Genomic DNA, 18,587 nt, shown 5'->3' with positions numbered 1-18,587 from the left:
CGGCCTGATGTCTCAGACCCATTTCCAGGCGGCGCCGGCTAAGATCAATCTGGCGCTGCACATCACCCGCCGCCGTGAGGATGGCTATCACGATCTCGAAAGCCTCATCGTCTTTGCCGATGTGGCCGACGAACTCGAAGCCGTGCCGGCGCCGGGCGACAGCCTCACCATCACCGGCCCCTTTGCCAGGGGGCTGAGTAGTGGCGAGACCAATCTGGTGTTGCGCGCCGTGGCCGCCTTCCGTGCCCGCTGGCCCGGCGCGGTGGATACGGGTCTGGCTCTGACGCTGCACAAAAGCCTGCCCGTTGCGGCCGGCATCGGCGGCGGTTCTGCCGATGCGGCCGCCGCGCTCCGGCTGATGGCGGGGCTTTCGAGGCAGCCAACCCCAATTGCTGAATTATCGGCTCTTGCCGCCCAATTGGGTGCCGACGTGCCAGCCTGCCTCTTGTCCCGGCCGCTGGTGGCGCGCGGTATCGGGGAAATCCTGGCGCCGCTGCCCGAATTCCCGCTCTGCCATATTGTGCTGGTCAATCCCATGGTGCCGCTGGCCACCGCCGACGTGTTCCGCCGTCTGCGCGCTCATGACAATTATCCACTGCCCGCACTGCCCACGCCACTCACACGCCCGGCCCAATTGGGCATCTGGCTGGCCGAAACCCGCAATGATCTGGAACCGCCGGCCATCAAGCTCGTGCCGCTGATCGGCGATCTGGTGCAGCGCCTGCGTGCTGCGCCGGGTTGTATCCTGGCCCGCATGTCCGGCTCTGGCGCCACTGTTTTCGGTCTCTTCGGCTCGAGCACTCAGGCCCATCAGGCCGCGAGTGATCTGCGCCAGGCGAGCCCGGATCATTGGGTCGCGGCAGCGCCGTTGATTGTGCCTTAGGGTTGGCTCAGAGCCTAAAACGCCCGCATCACGCTGAACTCGACCACGTCGCCCAGCAGCGCCCGCATTTCCGATGCCGGCAGGGCCACCAGTGCATCCTGCGCCGCACGAGCATGGGCCTGCGCCTGTTCCAGCGTGCGCTCCAATGCGCCATGGCGTTCCATGATCGCCACGACATCAGCCACGTCTTCGGCACTCGCCTCGGCATTGCCCAACGCCGCCGCGATCACCGCGCGCTCTGCCTCGGTTCCATTGGCCAGCGCCAGAATCACCGGCAGGGTCATCTTGCCTTCGCGCAGGTCGTCGCCGGTATTCTTGCCCAGCGTGCCGCTCTGCCCGCCATAGTCGAGCGCGTCGTCCACCAATTGGAACGCCGTGCCCAGCTCGAGCCCATAAATGCCCAGAGCTTCCCGGCCCGCCGCATCGGCCCCGCCGGCCATGGCGCCCACCTTGCAGGCGGCCTCGAACAGCACGGCAGTCTTGGCGCGGATCACCTCGGCATAGTCGTCCGCTGTGGTGTCGAGGTCCCCGGTCTTGGCCAGCTGGAACACTTCGCCCTCAGCCATCACCGCCGAGGCGGCCGACAGCACGCCGAGCGAGGCGATATCGCCGGTTTCCACCATCATCATGAAAGCCTGCCCGAGCAGGAAATCGCCGACCAGGATCGAGGCCTTGTTGCCCCAGACCATGCGGGCCGCAGGTTTGCCGCGGCGCATGTCGCTATCATCGACGACGTCGTCGTGCAGCAAGGTCGCGTTATGCATGAATTCGACGGCCGCCGCGAAATTGACCGCGCTGCCATTGCCCCGACCAAACAGGGAAGCCGCCGCCACCGTCAGCATCGGGCGCAGCCGCTTGCCGCCGCTCTCGATTAGATAGCGCGCCAGCTCGGGCACCATTTCGACATGCGATTCGGCACGCGACAGAATCAGTTCGTTGACCTTGGCCATGTCGGCCTCGGTGGCAGAAACAAGCCGCTCGATCGGCGTGGCGCTTTGCGCCTCTCGCATCTGGGTCAGCACTGACACCACTATTCCATCCTCGTTTGCCGCAATCGGCAAATCAGGTTGAGCCCGCCGCGTCTGCGCATATATGCTTCGCACCAAACGGCCTTTTCGGGTGCGATGTCCCTAGACCAGCCACACGACTTTGTAAAACACCAAACAATAACACGCGACGCCTTTTTGGGTGGCAGGATCACTCTGTCGCAGCCCCGGCAGGGGTTCCGTGCGGGATTGGACAGCGTACTGCTCGGCGCAGCGGTCTCCGAAGGGGGCGAACGCCTGCTTGATCTGGGCAGCGGTGTCGGCACGGCCGCCTTCGTGGCACTGGCCCATGCCCCCGCCTGCCGTGCAACTTTGGTCGAGCAAAATCCCGACATGGCCGCGCTGGCCCGCGACAATGCAGTGGCCAATGGCTTTGCTGGACATGCCGAAATCATTGAGGCCGACGTCACTGCCAAGGGCGCCGACCGCAAAGCAGCGGGCCTGCTCGAAAATCACTATGACGCCGTCATCGCCAACCCGCCCTTTTTCGAATCCGGCGCCGGCACACTTGCCGCCACCAGCGACCGCGCCGCCGCCCGCCACATGGATGCAGCGGCCCTCGACCTATGGGTCCGCACCGCGGCAACCTCGGCCGCTGCCAATGGCGAAGTTATTTTCATCTACCCAGTCGAGAGCCTGGCGCCCCTGCTCGCCGCCTTCAGCCAGAGATTCGGCGGCCTGACCATCCTGCCGCTGACCCCGCGTCCCGACATCCCGGTCAATCGCGTCCTGTTGCGCGGGATCAAGGGCTCACGCGCGCCGCTACGCATGCTGGCCAGCCGCGCCCTGCACGATGCCGAAGGCCGCGCTTTCCGGCCAGAGTTCGACGCAATCTTTCGTGGGATTGCCCGGCTCGACTGGTAATCGGGGCCGTCCCATCCTAAATCTGGCCGCGAAGCTCTAGAGGAGACCCAATGGCGACCCCAAACTGGCTATCCCGCCTCGTGCGGCGCGCTCCTGTCATTCCCGTCGTGCGCCTGCAAGGCGTCATCGCCGCCGAACAGCGCCAGGGCCGGCTCAACATCGCCGCGGTCGCCCCCTTGCTCAAGCGGGCCTTTGCCATCAAGTCGGCGCCGGCCATTGCTATCATCGTCAATTCGCCCGGCGGTTCCCCGGTGCAAAGCCGGCTGATCGGCAAGCGCATTCGCGACTTGGCCGATGAGCACAACAAACCCGTCCTGGTCTTTGTCGAAGATGCCGCTGCCTCGGGCGGCTATTTCATCGCCGTCGCCGGCGACGAGATCATTGCCGACCCATCTTCTATTGTGGGCTCCATCGGCGTCATCATGGCCGGCTTCGGCTTTGTCGGCGCGCTGCAAAAGCTGGGCGTCGAACGCCGCGTGCATACTGCGGGCATCAACAAGTCGACGCTCGATCCATTCCTGCCGGAAAAGCCGGGCGACGTGGAGCGCATCAAGCAGTTCGAACTGGATATCCACCAGGTATTCATCGACGTGGTCAAGACGCGGCGCGGCGCCAAGCTCAAGGCCGCCGACGACGTGCTGTTCACCGGCGAATGGTGGCCGGGCCTGCGCGGCATCGAGCTTGGCCTGATCGACACGCTCGGCGATATCCACGAAATCCTGCACACCCGCTATGGCAAGGATGTCGAACTGAAAATGATCGAACCCAAGCGCGGCTGGCTCAGCCTGCCGCGTTTCGGTTTTTCGGCATCAGGCCTGTCAGCCGACGCCGCCGCCACCATTGAGGACCGCGCCATCTGGGCGCGATTTGGGCTTTAGCGCATGACCGGTTTTATCATCCGCATTCTGATCTTCGCCGTGGTCTTTGGCGTTATCTATCTGGGAATCCGCAAGATTTGGCGCGACTGGAAAGGCCAGTTCAAGGCCGATGACGAGGCCACGCGGCAATTGCGTCGCGAGCGCGACCTGCGCGAACGCCAGCAGCCCGGCGTCATCGATCTCAAGCGTGATAATGACGGCACTTTCCGCCCCAATGGCAAGGACGACGACAAACGCCGTTGACCGCTCGGGACGCTCAAACTAGAGGTTTGGCGCGACAATAGGATAGTTTCCGATATGACCGACCGCCCCGCGCACATGGACCCTAAGAACTCGTTCCAGGGCCTGATCCTCACGCTGCAGCAATTCTGGGCGGAGCAGGGCTGTGTCATCCTGCAACCCTATGACATGCCGATGGGCGCCGGCACCTCGCACACGGCCACCGTCCTGCGCGCGCTCGGCCCCAAGCCGTGGAACGCTGCCTATGCGCAGCCTTCGCGCCGCCCCAAGGATGGGCGCTATGGCGAAAACCCCAATCGCCTGCAGCACTATTATCAGTTCCAGGTGATCCTGAAGCCGTCCCCGGCCAATATCCAGGATCTCTACCTCAAGTCGCTCTATGCCATCGGCATCGACCCGGCTCTGCACGATCTGCGCTTTGTCGAAGACGATTGGGAAAACCCCACTCTGGGTGCCTGGGGCCTGGGCTGGGAAGTGTGGTGCGACGGCATGGAAGTCAGCCAGTTCACCTATTTCCAGCAGGTCGCCGGCTTTGAATGCAATCCCGTTGCGGGCGAATTGACCTATGGGCTGGAGCGCCTGGCCTGTTACCTGCAGAACGTTGATTCCATTATGGAACTCAACTTCAATGGCGGCGTGGGCGATGCCAAGGTGAGCTATGCCGATGTGTTCCTGCAAAACGAGCAGGAATCCAGCAAATACAATTTCGAAGCCGCCGACACCGAAATGCTGTTCCGCCACTTCGCGGATGCCGAAAAGGAATGCCGCGCGGTGCTCGAAAAGGGCTATGCCAGCGGCAATCGCCAGACCATGGCCATCCCCGCTTACGAGCAGGTGCTCAAGGCCGCGCACAATTTCAACCTGCTGGACGCGCGCGGCGTGATTTCGGTAACGGAGCGGCAGAGCTACATCCTGCGCATCCGCGAACTCGCCAAATCCTGCGGCGAAGCCTGGCTCCAAACCGCAGGCGGCGGGGCCGAGTAATTACTCGGCCACTACCGGCTGTTTCACCGCCAACACCGTCAGCATGTGCTTGCGGTTGTCCCGGCTGCGCCAGCTGATGGATTGGCCGACCCGAAGGCCGATCAGCGCGGTGCCGACCGGGGTCATGATCGAGATGCGGCCTGTCGCGATATCGGCGTCGACTGGATAAACCAGCGTCACCATATGCTCCTGGCCGTTATCGGTGCGGTAATGCACGGAGGAGCCCATGCGGACGATGTCGCGGGGGACCTCGGCATCGCTCAGGATGCGAGCGCGCTCCAGTTCATAGAGCAGGTCGTCCGACTGGTCGGGCGTGTGGGTCAGCCCGGCCATGGCCAGGATGTTGAGTTGCTTGTGGTCGGCCTCGCCAACGATGATTTCGGGCGTGAGGTCGTTATAGTCTTGGGTATTCATGTATGTACCTGTGCAGCCGCCGTCGCGCATTTTGCGCGCCGTTGCGGCGATAAAAAATGTGGTTGGGATATGCGCCAGCTCTGACGATCGATACGATCGGCCTGCCCCTAAGCAGGCTCCGGCGCGGCAGGCATGCTTAGGGCTGCGATCCCGCGAAGGGGTATTCCAGCCGGAATGTCAAAGTCATGCTCATCGCTATAAAGTAGTGCGGCCCGCGGCCAAGTCAAGGCGCAGCCATTGCGCTTGGGTGGCGGCAGTGCCAGTGTTCGCGCCAATGCGGTGCGTTCGAGGAGCCTTCCACCCATGACAACCTGGATCATTCTGGCCGTTATCGTCATCGCGGCGGTCTATGCCGTCACCATCTATAACGGCCTGGTGAAAAGCCGGCAGATGGTGGAAGAGGGCTGGTCGGGCATCGACGTGCAGCTCAAGCGCCGCACCGATCTCATCCCCAATCTGATGGAAACGGTGAAGGGCTATATGGGCCACGAGCGCGAAACGCTCGAAGCGGTCACCAATGCCCGCGCTGCCGCCACGTCAGCGGCTTCCGGCTCCCCCGAGGAACGCGCCAAGGCCGAAGGCCAGCTCTCTTCCGCCCTTGGCCGCCTGATCGCCACGGCCGAGGCCTATCCTGACCTCAAGGCAAACACGACCTTTCTCGAGTTCCAGGCTGCTCTGCAGACTGTCGAAGACGAAATTCAGATGGCCCGGCGCTATTACAATGGCGCGGTGCGCAATCTCAATGTGATGGTTGAATCCGTGCCCTCAAACTTCATCGCCGGGCCGTTCGGATTCAAGAAGGCCGAGTATTTCGAGCTGGAAAACGAAGCCGGCCGCGCCGTGCCATCCGTCAAATTCAACTGATCAGATAATGGCTTACCTCGCCCGCCTGGCCGCATGGCTTCTGCTCGCACTCGTGTTGTGCCTGCCGGCCTCGGCGCGCGAGGAAATCCGCAATTTTGCCTCCGACATAAATCTGCATGTCGATGGCTCGGTGCAGGTCATCGAAACCGTCGATGTCGTGGCTGAAGGTATCGATATCCGCCGCGGCATCTACCGCGATATCCCCACCGTGATGCTCTCGGCATCCGGCAACAAGATCCGTTCCGATCTGGATGTGCAAACCGTCACCCGCGACGGCCAGCTTGAGCCCTTTCGCACCGAGCGCATGGGCAATTTCGTCCGTATCTGGATCGGCGATAGCGATAGCTTCATCGCCCGCGGTAAGCATCGCTACACCATCACCTATTCCATGACCCGCATGGCCCGCAGCTTTGACGATCATGACGAGCTCTATTGGAACGCCACCGGCAATTACTGGATCTTTCCGATCGTCAATTCAGTGGCGCATCTAACCCTGCCGCCGGGCGCCGTGATCGCCGATCTGGTCGGCTATACCGGCGCCGTCGGCTCGACTGAACAGGCGGTGACCATCACCCGCAATTCGGATTCGACGGCCACTTTCCGCACCAATCGCGAGCTCGGCGCGGGGGAGGGCATGAGCTTTGCCGTCAAGTTCCAGAAGGGCATATTGACGCTGCCGACGGGGCTTGATGCGTTGCTGATCTGGCTCTCCGATCTGCGCGAAATCGTGCTGCCCATTCTGGGCGTCGTGCTGGTGCTGGCCTATAATCTGATCGCCTGGAACCGGGTCGGCCGCGATCCCCCCAAGGGCACGATCATTCCCCTGTTCCATCCACCCAAGGATTTCTCCCCGGCGCTGACCCATTATGTCCACAAATGGGGCTTTGAAAAATCCGGCTGGACTGCGCTGACCGCCTCGATCTTTGATCTGGGCGTCAGGGGATTGGTCAAAATCGACAATCCCAAAAAGACCCTTTCGGTGACCACGACCGGCAAGGAGCCCGATGCGGCGCTGCCGGTCGGTGAACAACTGCTGTTTTCCTATTTCCAGTCCAAGGGCGAGGTCACGGTCGACAAGCAGACCGGCCCCGAGCTGGAGAAAAAGCGCGGTGAATTCGTCGCCGCCATCGAAAGCGAAAACCGCTCGGTCTGGTTCCGCCACAATACCAGCTATGCCGTGCTCGGCTTCGTCATTGCCATTGCCGCGCTCGCCGCCCTGGTGCTGTTCGATGTGCTTGAGCCGCTTTGGCTTTTTGTCGGCGTGGTCAGCGGCATTCTGCTCGGCGTGTTCGGCACGGTCGCCAGCACGCTCTGGAAAGGCGGCGGCTTCCGCAAATTCTTCGTGCTGTTCTGGATCGTTGTGGTCGGCTTCAACATCTTCGCCGGCGGGCTTGAAACCTTTAGCCGGCTCTCGGTCAATACGGCCGCTCTGGCGGCGCTTTCCATCGTGCTGACCACGGTGGTGTTTGCCGTGCTGATGCGCGCGCCCACCATCCAGGGCCGCAAGGTCATGGACCAGATCGATGGCTTCAAGCTCTATCTGGAAACCGCCGAGAAGAACCGCCTCAACATCAATGACGAGCCGCCAATGAGTGTGGAGCGCTTTGAGCGCATCCTGCCCTATGCCATTGCGCTGGGCGTGGAAAAGCCATGGTCCGAGCATTTCGAGGCCGAACTGGCGCGCAATGCCGTCAGCGGCGTTTCGGGCGGCAGCGGATTTTATAGTCCGCTCTGGTATTCGGGCGGCTCGACCTTCTCCTCGGGCAAGATTTCCAACGCCATCAGTGCTGCCGCAACGGGCATGTCGGCCGCCATGGTCGCCGCCCAGCCGGTCCAGGCCAGCTCCTCCGGCTTCAGCTCGGGCGGTGGGGGAGGGGGCGGTGGTTTCTCCGGTGGCGGGGGTGGCGGTGGCGGTGGCGGCGGATGGTGACTTGAACGAAGTGGACATAGCCCGCTCCCCAAGCTAAGCAAACCGCGCCTCTAACTTCCGGTACGCGTGCCATGCCCGAATTGCTGCTCGAACTTTTTTCCGAGGAAATCCCCGCCCGCTTTCAGCGTCGTGCGGCTGAGGACCTGCGCAAGGGCGTGACCAATGCGCTGGTGGATGCGGGCCTGGTCTATGAAGGCGCCAAGGCCTTCGTGACGCCCCGCCGTCTGGCGCTGACCGTGACGGGCCTGCCCGCCCGCTCGCCCGATACGCGCGAAGAAAAGAAGGGCCCCAAGGTCGGCGCACCGCAACCCGCCATCGATGGCTTCCTGCGTGCTGCGGGGCTGGCTTCGATTGATCAGGCCAAAATCGAAAGCGATCCCAAAAAGGGCGATTTCTACGTCGCCCATATCAGCAAGCCCGGCGCCGATGCCGTTGATCTGCTGTCGGCCATTCTGCCCAAGATTCTCACCGATTTCCCTTGGGCCAAATCCATGCGCTGGGGCACGGGCACCTTCAATTGGGTGCGCCCGCTGCGCGCCATCACCGCCACCTTTGGCGCTGAAAACGAAGAGCCGGTCGTTATCCCCTTTGCCTCCAATGAGCTGAATTCGGGCCAGACCACGTTCGGCCACCGGTTCCTGGCGCCCGAGGCCATCAAGGTGCGCCGCTTCGACGATTATGCGGCCGCGCTGGAGCGCGCCAAAGTGGTGCTCGATATCGATCGCCGCAAGGACATCATCAAGACCGATGCCGAGCACCTGGCTTTCGCCCAGGGCCTGACGGTGATCGCCGATGAAGGCCTGCTGGAGGAAGTGGCGGGGCTGGTCGAATGGCCCGTCGTCATGATGGGCTCGTTCGATCCCGATTTCCTCAAGCTGCCCGAAGAGGTGATCATTGCCACCATTCGCGCCAATCAGAAATGCTTCTGCCTGCGCGATGCCAACGGCAAGCTGGCGCCCAATTTCATCATCACCGCCAATACCATCGCCACCGATGGTGGCGCAGTGATCACGGCCGGCAATGAGCGGGTGATCCGTGCGCGGCTCTCTGATGCGGCCTTCTTCTATCAGGGCGATCTGGCCCTGCCGCTCGAACATGGCCTGCCCAAACTGGAAGACACCGTGTTCCACGCCAAGCTGGGCACCCAGTTCCAACGCGTCGAGCGGCTGGTCAAGCTCGCTGGCGAAATCGCTCTGCAAGTGGGCGCCAATCCCGAGCGCGCCAAGCGCGCCGCCATGCTCGCCAAGGCCGATCTTACCGCCGGCATGGTCGGCGAATTCCCCGAATTGCAGGGCCTGATGGGCCGCTATTATGCCGCTGCGCAGGGCGAGCCCGCCGATATCGCCACCGCCATCGAGATGCACTACAAGCCGCTCGGCCCCACCGACAAGGTGCCGACCGAACCGACATCCATTGCCGTGGCTCTGGCCGACAAGCTCGATCTGCTGACCGGCTTCTGGGCGATCGACGAAAAGCCCACCGGCTCGCGCGATCCGTTTGCGCTACGCCGCGCCGCGTTGGGTGTGATCCGCATTATCTCGGAAAATGGGCTCAAATTCCCGCTCAAGGTCGAGCCGGATCTGCTGGCCTTCTTCCACGACCGGCTCAAGGTGTCCCTGCGCGATGCAGGTGCCCGGCATGACCTGGTCGATGCGGTCATCTCGGCCGATAGCAACGATATCCTGACCATCACCCAGCGTGCCGAAGCTCTCTCGACCCTGCTGTCGTCCGAAGACGGCAAGAACCTGCTAGCCGGCTACAAGCGCGCCGCCAATATCCTTGCTGCCGAGGAGAAAAAGGACGGCAAGTCCTACGCCGGCGCTGTCGATCAGGACATCTTGCAGAGCGCCGAGGAAACCGCGCTGGCCTTCGCCGTCGACGCGGTACACGCCGCTGTCTCGGCCCATGTGGCCAAGGGGGACTACAAGGGCGCCATGGCCGAACTCGCGACCCTGCGCGGGCCGGTGGATGCGTTCTTCACCGCGGTCCTAGTCAACGACGCCGATCCTGCCGTTCGCGCCAACCGTCTGAACCTGCTGGCCCGCCTGCGCGACACCATGCATCTGGTGGCTGATTTCTCGAAGGTTGCTGGGTAAGGCAAAACGCCTGTGGGTCTGTGGGCCCCAATATCCCCACAACGTCACCACCGGGCTTGTCCCGGTGGTCCATGGGATGTTGCAGCACCGCTGGATTACCCGGACGAGCCGGGTAATGACGGCGTGCGTAGATCGAGCAAACTACCTTAGGCCGGCGTGGCGCACAAAACGCTGCCCATGTTTGTGCTGAACATGAACGAGGTCCTGCCGCCCTCGGTGCTGAAGCTGCCCGTGAGCCCGATATCGGCCAATGGGCCGCTGATCGCATTGACGCTATTGCCCGACGACGCCATTTGGCCTGTGCCGCCAATGGCGGTGCTGGAACGGAAATCGTAGTCGCCCGCGGGCGCAAGGCTCAGCGTGCCGAAGGCGGCGCCTTGCATGTCGACGCAGAGATAAACGCCGGGCGGCGGGAACTGGGCGAAAGCGGGGCTCGTTAGCGCCATGGCCAATGCCGAACTGATCAAAAATCGTTTGCTCATGGGATGATATTGCGCTCGGTTGGCATCAACGCCAAATTAAACCGGCGCCGCTGCAAAAGGAAATATGCCAATGAGTGTCGGTTTGCTCGCTCTGCTCGATGACGTAGCTGGCCTGGTCAAGGTCGCCGCAGCCTCATTGGACGATGTTGCGGGGCAGGCGGCCAAGGCCGGCGTCAAGGCTGCAGGCGCGGTGATCGACGATGCGGCGGTGACCCCGCGCTATGTCGATGGCTTCACCGCCGACCGCGAATTGCCCATCGTCGGCAAGATTGCGCTGGGTTCGATCAAGAACAAGCTGATTTTCCTGCTCCCCGCAGCTCTCCTGCTCAGCGCCTTCGTGCCCTGGCTGATCACGCCATTGCTGATGATCGGCGGCGCCTATCTTTGCTATGAGGGTGCCGAAAAAGTGCTGCAGGCGCTGTTCCCGCATGCGGCCCATGGCCACGAAGCACAGGTGGAGGCCGCGCCACCCAATGCGACCGCGCTTGAGGAATCCAAGATCGCGGGGGCAATCCAGACCGATTTCATCCTCTCTGCCGAGATCATGACCATTGCCCTGGCCGCCATCGAGACCGGCAATATCATCAATGAAGCCATCATTCTGGCGGTCGTCGGCATCGGCATTACCGTCGTCGTCTATGGCGGCGTGGCGCTGATCGTGAAGGCCGACGATGTGGGGTTGTGGCTGGCAAAGAACGGTCGGACCGGCGGTGGCCGCGCCTTTGGCCGAGGCCTCGTCACCGGCATGCCGGTCTTCATGCAGATCCTGGGTGTGGTCGGCACGGCCGCCATGATCTGGGTCGGCGGCGGCATCGTCATTCATGGGTTGGTGAGCTTTGGCCTCTCCGCCCCCGAACATGTGGTCGAGGCCGCGGCGGACTGGGGCCAGCATGCCTTGCCCGCCATTGGCGGTTTCGTTGCCTGGTTCATGACGGCTTTGGTCGACGGCATTGCTGGTCTGGCCCTGGGAGCAGCGCTGATCCCGATTGCGGGTTACGCCATCATGCCGGCCTGGAAGGCGATCCGCAGTCTGTTCGGCGACAAGAGCGCCGCGAGCCACTGATCACAGATTGGACCGCGACGGCGCGCCGCCGCGCTTGAACGGCGCCATGCCTTCATTGGCCAGTTGATCGGCGCGCTCGTTCAGGTCGTGGCCATTGTGACCCTTGACCCAGTGCCAGGAAATCGTGTGGCGCTTGGTGGCTTCGTCCAGCGCCTGCCAGAGTTCGAGATTTTTCACCGGCTTCTTGTCGGCCGTCTTCCAGCCATTCTTCTTCCAGCCATGCATCCAGCTCTGCACGCCATTTTTGACATATTGGCTATCGGTATGCAGCTCGACAATGCAGGGCCGTTTGAGCGCGTTCAGCGCCTCGATAGCTGCGGTCAGCTCCATCTTGTTATTGGTGGTCAGCTGCTCGCCGCCACTCAATTCCTTGGTCTTGTCGCCATATTGCAGAATAGCGCCCCAGCCGCCGGGCCCCGGATTACCCGAACAAGCGCCGTCGGTATGGATGATCACGGTGTCGGTCATGGGGCAGGCCGTTTCAAATCGTAGAATTGATGGGGCATATCGGCAAACATCGCGGCATAGGTCGGCTGCATGCCGATCTTTTCGAGGACACGGCGAGACGCCGTATTGTCGCGATGCGCGAAGGCGATGAAATAGTCCTCGGGCCGCGTGGCAAAGAACCAGTCGCGCAGGCCAATGGCTATTTCGGTGGCATAGCCTTTGCCCCACGCCTGCGAAAACAGCCCATAGCCCAGCTCTGGCTCACCCGTCCGAGCATGGAGGCTGAACCCGGCACGGCCTAGCAACCGGCCATCGGCTCGGCTTTCGAGACGGTGCTTGCCCAGGCCATGCTGTTCGAAATCCGCAATCCAGCCATCAATGCGCTCGCGGCACTTCTCCATCGACCATGCCGCGCCCGCAATGTCGTAAAACCGTGCCACCAGCGGGTCGGAATGCAGGCTGAACAGCTCATCGACCTGATCGGCCCGCCACGGCACGATGCGCAAGCGCTCGGTCTCAAGGATGACGCGATCGCTCACCGCGCAACCGCAGCTTCAATCGTGCGCAGTTCGCGCGGGATGTTGAAGGCGATGTTTTCCTTGGCGGTGACGCGCGCTTCGACTTTGATGTCATAGCGCTGTGCAAAGGCCTCGATCACCTCATCCACCAGCTTTTCGGGCGCCGAGGCCCCCGCCGAGACACCCAGCGATTTGATACCTTCGAACCGCGCCCAATCGATATCGGCGGCACGATCAACCAGCATGGCGATCTTGCAGCCGGCACGCTCGGCCACTTCGACCAGGCGTAGCGAATTGGAGGAATTGGGCGAGCCCACCACGATCATCGCGTCCACTTCCGGCGCCACGGCCTTGATGGCCTCCTGCCGGTTGGTGGTGGCGTAGCAGATGTCTTCCTTGTGCGGGCCATTAATGGCGGGGAAGCGCTGCTTGAGGGCGGCGACGATCTCGCGGGTGTCATCAACCGAGAGCGTGGTCTGCGTCACAAAGGCCAGCGTTTGCGGATCGCGCGGCTCGAAGCGGTTCGCGTCATCGATGGTTTCGATCAGCGTGATCGCGCCCACGGGCAATTGCCCCATCGTGCCCACCACTTCAGGATGGCCCTTATGGCCGATCAGCACGATTTCGTGGCCCTCGGCGAAATGCCGCTGGGCTTCCACATGTACTTTGGAAACCAGCGGGCACGTCGCGTCGAGAAAGAACATATTGCGTGTCCGGGCATCGGCCGGCACGCTTTTGGGTACGCCATGGGCCGAGAACACCACCGGGGCGCCGGTATCGGGGATTTCGTCGAGTTCTTCGACAAAGATCGCGCCCTTATCGCGCAGCCCATCCACCACATATTTGTTGTGCACGATGGCGTGGCGCACATAGACGGGAGCGCCGTATTTTTCGAGCGCCAGCTCCACGATTTGGATGGCGCGATCGACGCCCGCACAAAATCCGCGGGGGGCGCAGAGCAGAATGTCTAGTTGTGGCCGCTTTTCCATATGAGATCAGATGCTTTCGGCGCTGCGCCAAGTCAAGTCTTGTTGCAGCCGGTCTGGGTCATAGGCATTATGCACCCGTAAATATGGCAAGGACTTAACGGTGAGTTTGGCCCAGGAAATGTTCGCGATCGCCCCGGCCATGGGGAAGGCGAACCTGTCGGCCAGCCAGCTCAAGCTGCTGAGCGGCAAATCGCGCTGGATTTTTCGCGTCGGCGAAGCCGGCTTTCCAACCGTGCCCACCATCTGCATCACCCGCGCCGCCTGGGATGCCCTGCAATCCGAGCGGGCGCGGCGGGACGTCAAGCTGCGCACCCACTGGATCGCATGCCTGTTCAAGCTGGTGGACAAGGATGGCAATCCGCCGGTCCTCGTGGTCCGCACTTCGGCCGCCACGCATAATGGTGGGCTGATGCCGGCCAAGCTGGGCATTTCTGCCCCCGCCAATCCCGAGGATTCGGTCGATCCGGCCCGACCGCTGGCCAGGGCGATCAAGAATGCCTTTGACAGCTATGGCTTCGGCCAGGGCTGGACCAGCCCCCGCCAGGACGATGACCGCGGCAAGCAGATCGTGCTGGTGCAGGCGCTGGCCGATGGCGAGATCGAGCAATTCCTGACCCGCAATGCCGTGACAGGCGCACTCGGAGCATCGCCCATCAATGGCGGCCCGTTGCCGCGCCTGCCCGACACAATCGAGCCGCTGGTAGCACTGCTCGATGCCAAGGCCGGGCGGCACATGGTGTGTTCGGTTGCCATCAAGCGCGGTCAGGTGACCTTCGTTTCCGCCCGGCCCATGCAGGTAACCGCAGCCGCGGATCTGGAAGCCGCGGTCGACCGCGTCAATCGCAAGGTCTGGTCGGCGCAAAATGCCGTCTCCCGCGTCGATCCGACGCGCCTGGCCCAATTGCTGCATCCGCGCATCCGCTCGACCGAGGGCGCGACGCCGATCGCGACGGGCTTGGGCGTATCGCCGGGCGCCGCCAGCGGCATTATCGTGTTCAACCCCGAAGACGCGGCGCGGCTGCGGGCGCGCGGCAAACACTGCATTCTGGTCGTCAACGAGACCGGCCCGGCCGATATCGAGGGCATGAAGGCGGCGACCGGCATTCTGACGGCCCGTGGCGGTATGTCCAGTCATGCCGGCGTTATCGCCCGCATCACCGGCAAACCCTGTGTCGCTGGTGTGCGCACGCTCTCTGTCGATGCCGCCGAAATGGTGTGCCGCATTGGCGATCGCGAATTCCGCAGCGGCGACCGGCTGACCATCGATGGCAGTGACGGCTCGGTTTACCTGGGCACCCTGTCGCTGGCGCAGCCCCATATTGGCGGGGCCATCGGCACGCTGCTGGGCTGGTCCGATGCCAGCCGCACCATTGCCGTGCGCACCAATGTGGAAACCGTGGAATCGGCCAATACGGCGCTCAGCTTCGGTGCCGAAGGCATTGGCCTGGCGCGGTCGGAACATATGTTCTTTTCGCCCGAACGCATGGTGGCGCTACGCCGCATGATCCTTTCCGAAGACGAGGAAGACCGCAGCCGCGCCGTCAATGGCTTGGTGGATTTCCAGACCGGCGACTATTCGGCTCTGTTCTCCGCCATGAAGGGGCTACCGGTCACCGTGCGGCTGTTCGATCCGCCCTTGCACGAATTCCTGCCGCGCAGCGACGAGGATATCGAGGAAACCGCCGCTTCGCTTGGCCTTGCCGTGCGCGCGCTGCGCCTGCGGCTCGAGCGGATCGCCGAGATCAATCCCATGCTGGGCCATCGCGGCGTACGGCTGGCCATCACCTATCCTGAAATCCTGCAAATGCAGATGCAGGCCATCATGGCCGGCGTGCGGGCGGCCAGCGAGAAGCAAAGCGAGCCGGTGGCCGTCGAGGTCATGGTGCCCTTCGTATCGACCGCCAGCGAAGTCGCCTGGGTGCGCGAGCGGGCCCATGCCATTGCTGCCAATTCGGGCCTGCTGCGCTCGGAGCGCGTGAAATTTTCCTTCGGCACCATGATCGAGTTGCCGCGCGCCTGCCTGCGCGCCGGAGATATCGCCAATATGGTGGACTTCATCTCCTTCGGCACCAACGATCTGACCCAGACCACGTTCGGCATTTCCCGCGACGACGCCCCCACTTTCCTCGCCGCCTATCAGCGCAAGGGCATTTATGAGCGCGACCCCTTTGTCACCATCGACGAAAAGGGCGTGGGTGAAATGATCTCCATTGCCATCGAGCGGGGCAGGGCGGCCAATCCCCATCTCAAGATCGGCATTTGCGGCGAACATGCGGGCGATCCAGCCTCGCTCAAGTTCTTTGCGGGGCTCGGCGTCGACTATGTCAGTTGCTCACCCTATCGTGTGCCGGTGGCACGGCTGACGCTGGCGCAGACTTCTGCTTAAATAGTGCCCGACACTCCCCATATAAGGGGCAATGAAGACCGGCGCCAATCGACCGGTCAGTTTGGGACGGGAACAAAGACCAAGTGAAATTCTTGCCGGTTTTGGCACTGCTGCCGCTGTTTTTCGCAACTTCGCCACAAGCCTTCGCGCAAACCAGCGGCGAGCAATGCGCTGCTATTGCGGGCGATGTCGAACGCCTGATCTGCTATGACGGAATATTCCGTGCCGCCACGACCAGCGGGCAAGACGTCAGCGTTTCCTTGGAATCCGAGCAATTGATCCCGGCGCGTCCCAGCGGCCGCGCTCCGGCCATCATGACCGTCTCCTGTGATGCGGGCCTGCTCAGCGTCGCCTTTGCTTTTGCGGGCAACAACCTGTCAGCCTTGGGCAATGATGCCGGCCTGACGCTGCAATATGATGTGCAGGCCGCCCGCAGCCGTACCTTGCCGGTCAATGCCGACAATACCGCCGTGCTCATCAACAATAGCCGGGATGCCGAGGCGTTTCTCGATGGCCTCGTGGGCACGACCAATTTGACGGCGCGGGTAACCCCGGCCAATTCCCGATCGCTGTCGGTGCGGTTCCGGGTGGATGGATTTATCGAGCAAGTCGCCCCGGTTCGGGCCGCCTGCAACTAGTCCTGCGACAAATCAGCCTTCACATTTCGGCCGGATAACGGCCATGTTGAGTCCTTTTGCGTGCCGGATTGCTCGTTTACGCGCTGCTAACCCTAATAAGCGATAACTTCTTCTGTCGGCATTTTAGCGTCACTTTCGCCGATCAGTAGTTTTGTTGCGTAGCGTTGAGTAGTGTTTTGATGGCCAGTCCACACCGGACCGCGGCGCGTTTGCGCCCGGCTAGAGCGGTTCGTCGGGGGCATCCCTTTGCCAAGCTGATGGCGGTGGGGGTGTTTTGCACCCTAAGCTATGCCGGCCTGACCGGCGGGGCCTTCGGCCCGGCTGCTGATCCCCTTGGTGATCTGGGCCTGCCCGGTGTCAAGATTGCCGAAGCCAGCCTGTCCTTTACCGGGACCGATGCAGTCATTACCGGCTCGGTCGATCACCTCTTTCAAACTGCCAGCTTCACCGGCCCCAACCGTGCCGAAAAGACCGACCGGGTCAGGCCGAAGGTCGATGCGCTCGCCATTTCGCGCAGTTTCGAGGAAGTGCGCACCCGCCTTGCTGCGCTTCGCTCCCCGCCCCCGGACCCGACCGATCTGGGCCAGTCCCGCCTCGCGGCCGTCACCGGCCAGGGTACGGGCGATGTGGAAGAGGGGCCGCGCATGTCCGTGGCGATGATCAATCCTAATGCCGCAGCGGCGCTCGACGCCATTGCCGGCATCGCCCCCAATGCCGGTGGCCCCATGGCGGCGCTGCCGCCGGGCGATCCCATTCCCGCCGTTGCCTCCGAACAACTGGCTTATGCCCGCGCCAATGCGCCGGTTACCGGCGGTTTCTCGGAAGGCGCTGTCATGCAGGCGTCCACCAAGGAACTCTGGTGCCTGGCCACCGCGATCTATTTTGAGGCGCGCGGCGAGGCCTATCGTGGGCAGGTCGCGGTGGCTCAGGTCGTGCTCAACCGCGTTAGGGATCATCGCTATCCCAATACGATCTGCGGCGTGGTGTTCCAGAACCAGCACCGGCGCAATTCCTGCCAGTTCTCGTTTGCGTGCGACGGCATTCCCGAGGTCGTCAACGACCAGAAATCCTGGGCGCAGGCTGAGGATATTGCCAAGCGCTTCACCGATGGCGAGCTTTATCTGACCGAGGTGGGCGACGCGACCCACTACCACGCCACCTATGTGCGCCCCGCCTGGGCGCCGCGCATGCAGAAGGTGACCCAGATCGGGCTGCACGTCTTCTACAAGTTCAAGAACGGCTGGATGTTTGGCTGATCAGCAGACGCGAACCGAGGCTGTGGCGACGCAGACGACGTCGCCCAGCTGGCTCAGCGTCACGGCGCCGGTGTTGAGATAAAACCAGGAATTGCCGGGTTTGCTGTTGAACGAGGACCAGCTGCCATTGCTCCAGAACGAGAAATGGTTGCGGTTTCGGTTATGCGGCCAAGGCGCGCGCTCGACCGAAATGCCGGGATACTGGATGTGGTTGGAAAACATCGCATCGGTTGAATAGGTGCCGGTCGCGGTGGTGGTGATGTCCACATAGGACACTTTGCCCATCTCGATCTTTTTGACCCGCGTGCTCGACAGCGGCGTGGTCGAAACCCAATCCTCGTTCTCTACCAGATAGTTAGTGCCTTCGAACTTGACGAGTTGGGAGGGATCAAATCCCGGCGCCGCAAACTCATCCCCGAATGCCTTGACCACGAAGCCCGGCCCGATTGCTGCCAGAACAGTGGCGCAGACGGCGCCGAGGGCCATGCCCAACAGCATATGACGATCTGGCAGATCCATGATTTCCGTCCCGAAATGAAGCGTCGGCAGAGTTCTGTTAACGCTTCAGTAACCACGGCGGACGGCGCGTGGCAAAATTCATCCTTTGTT

19 protein-coding genes are annotated in these 18,587 nt (G+C 62.6%); 12 read left to right on the top strand and 7 right to left on the bottom strand.

The window, feature by feature from the left end:
* Positions 1-7 precede the first annotated feature (7 nt).
* Positions 8-883 (top strand): 4-(cytidine 5'-diphospho)-2-C-methyl-D-erythritol kinase, encoded by an 876-nt coding sequence (locus N8A98_RS04295; protein ID WP_262169466.1) that lies wholly within the window; start codon positions 8-10, stop codon positions 881-883.
* A gap of 14 nt (positions 884-897) precedes the next feature.
* Here the strand turns inward: N8A98_RS04295 and N8A98_RS04290 are convergent, their stop codons facing one another.
* Entirely contained in the window at positions 898-1,893 is a 996-nt protein-coding gene (locus N8A98_RS04290; protein WP_262171876.1) for a polyprenyl synthetase family protein, read from the bottom strand.
* A 225-nt stretch (positions 1,894-2,118) separates the two neighbouring features.
* Between N8A98_RS04290 and N8A98_RS04285 the strand changes: the two genes are divergently transcribed.
* The 4 genes from N8A98_RS04285 to N8A98_RS04270 are packed head-to-tail and all read left to right on the top strand — an operon-like array spanning position 2,119 to position 4,895.
* A complete protein-coding gene (locus N8A98_RS04285; RefSeq protein ID WP_262169464.1) occupies positions 2,119-2,793 on the top strand; it encodes a tRNA1(Val) (adenine(37)-N6)-methyltransferase in 675 nt (224 codons plus the stop codon).
* Positions 2,794-2,843: 50 nt separating this feature from the next.
* Positions 2,844-3,671, top strand: coding sequence for a S49 family peptidase (locus tag N8A98_RS04280; protein WP_262169463.1), 828 nt, complete (start codon positions 2,844-2,846; stop codon positions 3,669-3,671).
* 3 nt (positions 3,672-3,674) lie between these two features.
* Positions 3,675-3,914: a hypothetical protein gene (locus N8A98_RS04275; RefSeq protein WP_262169462.1), complete on the top strand. Its 240-nt coding sequence runs from the start codon at positions 3,675-3,677 to the stop codon at positions 3,912-3,914.
* 54 nt (positions 3,915-3,968) lie between these two features.
* Positions 3,969-4,895 (top strand): glycine--tRNA ligase subunit alpha, encoded by a 927-nt coding sequence (locus N8A98_RS04270; protein ID WP_262169460.1) that lies wholly within the window; start codon positions 3,969-3,971, stop codon positions 4,893-4,895.
* Here N8A98_RS04270 and rnk read toward each other — a convergent pair whose 3' ends face one another.
* A complete protein-coding gene (gene rnk / locus N8A98_RS04265) occupies positions 4,896-5,309 on the bottom strand; it encodes a nucleoside diphosphate kinase regulator (RefSeq protein ID WP_262169459.1) in 414 nt (137 codons plus the stop codon). It abuts the gene before it with no gap.
* 303 nt (positions 5,310-5,612) lie between these two features.
* Between rnk and N8A98_RS04260 the strand changes: the two genes are divergently transcribed.
* The 3 genes from N8A98_RS04260 to glyS all read left to right on the top strand — a co-directional run bounded on the left by N8A98_RS04260 (position 5,613) and on the right by glyS (position 10,199).
* Positions 5,613-6,173 (top strand): LemA family protein, encoded by a 561-nt coding sequence (locus N8A98_RS04260; RefSeq protein WP_262169458.1) that lies wholly within the window; start codon positions 5,613-5,615, stop codon positions 6,171-6,173.
* A 7-nt stretch (positions 6,174-6,180) separates the two neighbouring features.
* Complete coding sequence (locus N8A98_RS04255) at positions 6,181-8,103, top strand: DUF2207 domain-containing protein (RefSeq protein WP_262169456.1); 1,923 nt, start codon at positions 6,181-6,183, stop codon at positions 8,101-8,103.
* A gap of 71 nt (positions 8,104-8,174) precedes the next feature.
* Positions 8,175-10,199: a glycine--tRNA ligase subunit beta gene (glyS, locus tag N8A98_RS04250; RefSeq protein ID WP_262169455.1), complete on the top strand. Its 2,025-nt coding sequence runs from the start codon at positions 8,175-8,177 to the stop codon at positions 10,197-10,199.
* Positions 10,200-10,345: 146 nt separating this feature from the next.
* Here the strand turns inward: glyS and N8A98_RS04245 are convergent, their stop codons facing one another.
* On the bottom strand, positions 10,346-10,681 hold the full coding sequence (locus tag N8A98_RS04245) for a hypothetical protein (RefSeq protein WP_262169453.1): 336 nt from the start codon (positions 10,679-10,681) through the stop codon (positions 10,346-10,348).
* 70 nt (positions 10,682-10,751) lie between these two features.
* Here N8A98_RS04245 and N8A98_RS04240 point away from each other — a divergent pair, with 70 nt between their 5' ends.
* Positions 10,752-11,744: a DUF808 domain-containing protein gene (locus N8A98_RS04240; protein WP_262169450.1), complete on the top strand. Its 993-nt coding sequence runs from the start codon at positions 10,752-10,754 to the stop codon at positions 11,742-11,744.
* On the opposite strand, the gene rnhA is transcribed toward N8A98_RS04240, so the two are convergent.
* The 3 genes from rnhA to ispH are packed head-to-tail and all read right to left on the bottom strand — an operon-like array spanning position 11,745 to position 13,698.
* Complete coding sequence (gene rnhA, locus N8A98_RS04235; RefSeq protein ID WP_262169448.1) at positions 11,745-12,212, bottom strand: ribonuclease HI; 468 nt, start codon at positions 12,210-12,212, stop codon at positions 11,745-11,747.
* The gene (locus N8A98_RS04230) at positions 12,209-12,730 is read right to left on the bottom strand and encodes a GNAT family N-acetyltransferase (protein ID WP_262169445.1); all 522 of its coding nucleotides are present in this window, start codon (positions 12,728-12,730) and stop codon (positions 12,209-12,211) included. The genes rnhA and N8A98_RS04230 overlap by 4 nt, the downstream gene beginning before the upstream one ends.
* The gene (gene ispH / locus N8A98_RS04225; RefSeq protein ID WP_262169443.1) at positions 12,727-13,698 is read right to left on the bottom strand and encodes a 4-hydroxy-3-methylbut-2-enyl diphosphate reductase; all 972 of its coding nucleotides are present in this window, start codon (positions 13,696-13,698) and stop codon (positions 12,727-12,729) included. The genes N8A98_RS04230 and ispH overlap by 4 nt, the downstream gene beginning before the upstream one ends.
* 100 nt (positions 13,699-13,798) lie before the next feature.
* Here ispH and N8A98_RS04220 point away from each other — a divergent pair, with 100 nt between their 5' ends.
* The 3 genes from N8A98_RS04220 to N8A98_RS04210 all read left to right on the top strand — a co-directional run bounded on the left by N8A98_RS04220 (position 13,799) and on the right by N8A98_RS04210 (position 17,978).
* The gene (locus N8A98_RS04220) at positions 13,799-16,084 is read left to right on the top strand and encodes a putative PEP-binding protein (protein ID WP_262169441.1); all 2,286 of its coding nucleotides are present in this window, start codon (positions 13,799-13,801) and stop codon (positions 16,082-16,084) included.
* An 83-nt stretch (positions 16,085-16,167) separates the two neighbouring features.
* Positions 16,168-16,722, top strand: a complete 555-nt coding sequence (locus N8A98_RS04215) for a hypothetical protein (protein ID WP_262169439.1) — start codon at positions 16,168-16,170, stop codon at positions 16,720-16,722.
* Between the two features lie 179 nt (positions 16,723-16,901).
* On the top strand, positions 16,902-17,978 hold the full coding sequence (locus N8A98_RS04210; protein WP_113121301.1) for a cell wall hydrolase: 1,077 nt from the start codon (positions 16,902-16,904) through the stop codon (positions 17,976-17,978).
* On the opposite strand, the gene N8A98_RS04205 is transcribed toward N8A98_RS04210, so the two are convergent.
* On the bottom strand, positions 17,979-18,497 hold the full coding sequence (locus tag N8A98_RS04205; protein ID WP_262169437.1) for a hypothetical protein: 519 nt from the start codon (positions 18,495-18,497) through the stop codon (positions 17,979-17,981). It abuts the gene before it with no gap.
* Positions 18,498-18,587 lie beyond the last annotated feature (90 nt).

Origin of the sequence: Devosia neptuniae, from assembly GCF_025452235.1 — a bacterium.
Lineage (GTDB): Bacteria > Pseudomonadota > Alphaproteobacteria > Rhizobiales > Devosiaceae > Devosia.
Note: the sequence above shows the minus strand (reverse complement) of the source record. Positions and strands in the feature narration are given on the sequence as shown.

What these genes read in the sequence shown, in the direction of transcription:
- N8A98_RS04270 (WP_262169460.1), top strand. Translation starts at nt 3,969, where the DNA reads ATGACCGACCGCCCCGCGCACATGGACCCTAAGAACTCGTTCCAGGGC.
- N8A98_RS04205 (WP_262169437.1), bottom strand. Translation starts at nt 18,497, where the DNA reads ATGGATCTGCCAGATCGTCATATGCTGTTGGGCATGGCCCTCGGCGCC.
- glyS (WP_262169455.1), top strand. Translation starts at nt 8,175, where the DNA reads ATGCCCGAATTGCTGCTCGAACTTTTTTCCGAGGAAATCCCCGCCCGC.
- N8A98_RS04260 (WP_262169458.1), top strand. Translation starts at nt 5,613, where the DNA reads ATGACAACCTGGATCATTCTGGCCGTTATCGTCATCGCGGCGGTCTAT.
- N8A98_RS04210 (WP_113121301.1), top strand. Translation starts at nt 16,902, where the DNA reads ATGGCCAGTCCACACCGGACCGCGGCGCGTTTGCGCCCGGCTAGAGCG.
- ispH (WP_262169443.1), bottom strand. Translation starts at nt 13,698, where the DNA reads ATGGAAAAGCGGCCACAACTAGACATTCTGCTCTGCGCCCCCCGCGGA.
- N8A98_RS04295 (WP_262169466.1), top strand. Translation starts at nt 8, where the DNA reads ATGTCTCAGACCCATTTCCAGGCGGCGCCGGCTAAGATCAATCTGGCG.
- N8A98_RS04245 (WP_262169453.1), bottom strand. Translation starts at nt 10,681, where the DNA reads ATGAGCAAACGATTTTTGATCAGTTCGGCATTGGCCATGGCGCTAACG.
- rnk (WP_262169459.1), bottom strand. Translation starts at nt 5,309, where the DNA reads ATGAATACCCAAGACTATAACGACCTCACGCCCGAAATCATCGTTGGC.
- rnhA (WP_262169448.1), bottom strand. Translation starts at nt 12,212, where the DNA reads ATGACCGACACCGTGATCATCCATACCGACGGCGCTTGTTCGGGTAAT.
- N8A98_RS04280 (WP_262169463.1), top strand. Translation starts at nt 2,844, where the DNA reads ATGGCGACCCCAAACTGGCTATCCCGCCTCGTGCGGCGCGCTCCTGTC.
- N8A98_RS04255 (WP_262169456.1), top strand. Translation starts at nt 6,181, where the DNA reads ATGGCTTACCTCGCCCGCCTGGCCGCATGGCTTCTGCTCGCACTCGTG.
- N8A98_RS04275 (WP_262169462.1), top strand. Translation starts at nt 3,675, where the DNA reads ATGACCGGTTTTATCATCCGCATTCTGATCTTCGCCGTGGTCTTTGGC.
- N8A98_RS04290 (WP_262171876.1), bottom strand. Translation starts at nt 1,893, where the DNA reads ATGCGAGAGGCGCAAAGCGCCACGCCGATCGAGCGGCTTGTTTCTGCC.
- N8A98_RS04240 (WP_262169450.1), top strand. Translation starts at nt 10,752, where the DNA reads ATGAGTGTCGGTTTGCTCGCTCTGCTCGATGACGTAGCTGGCCTGGTC.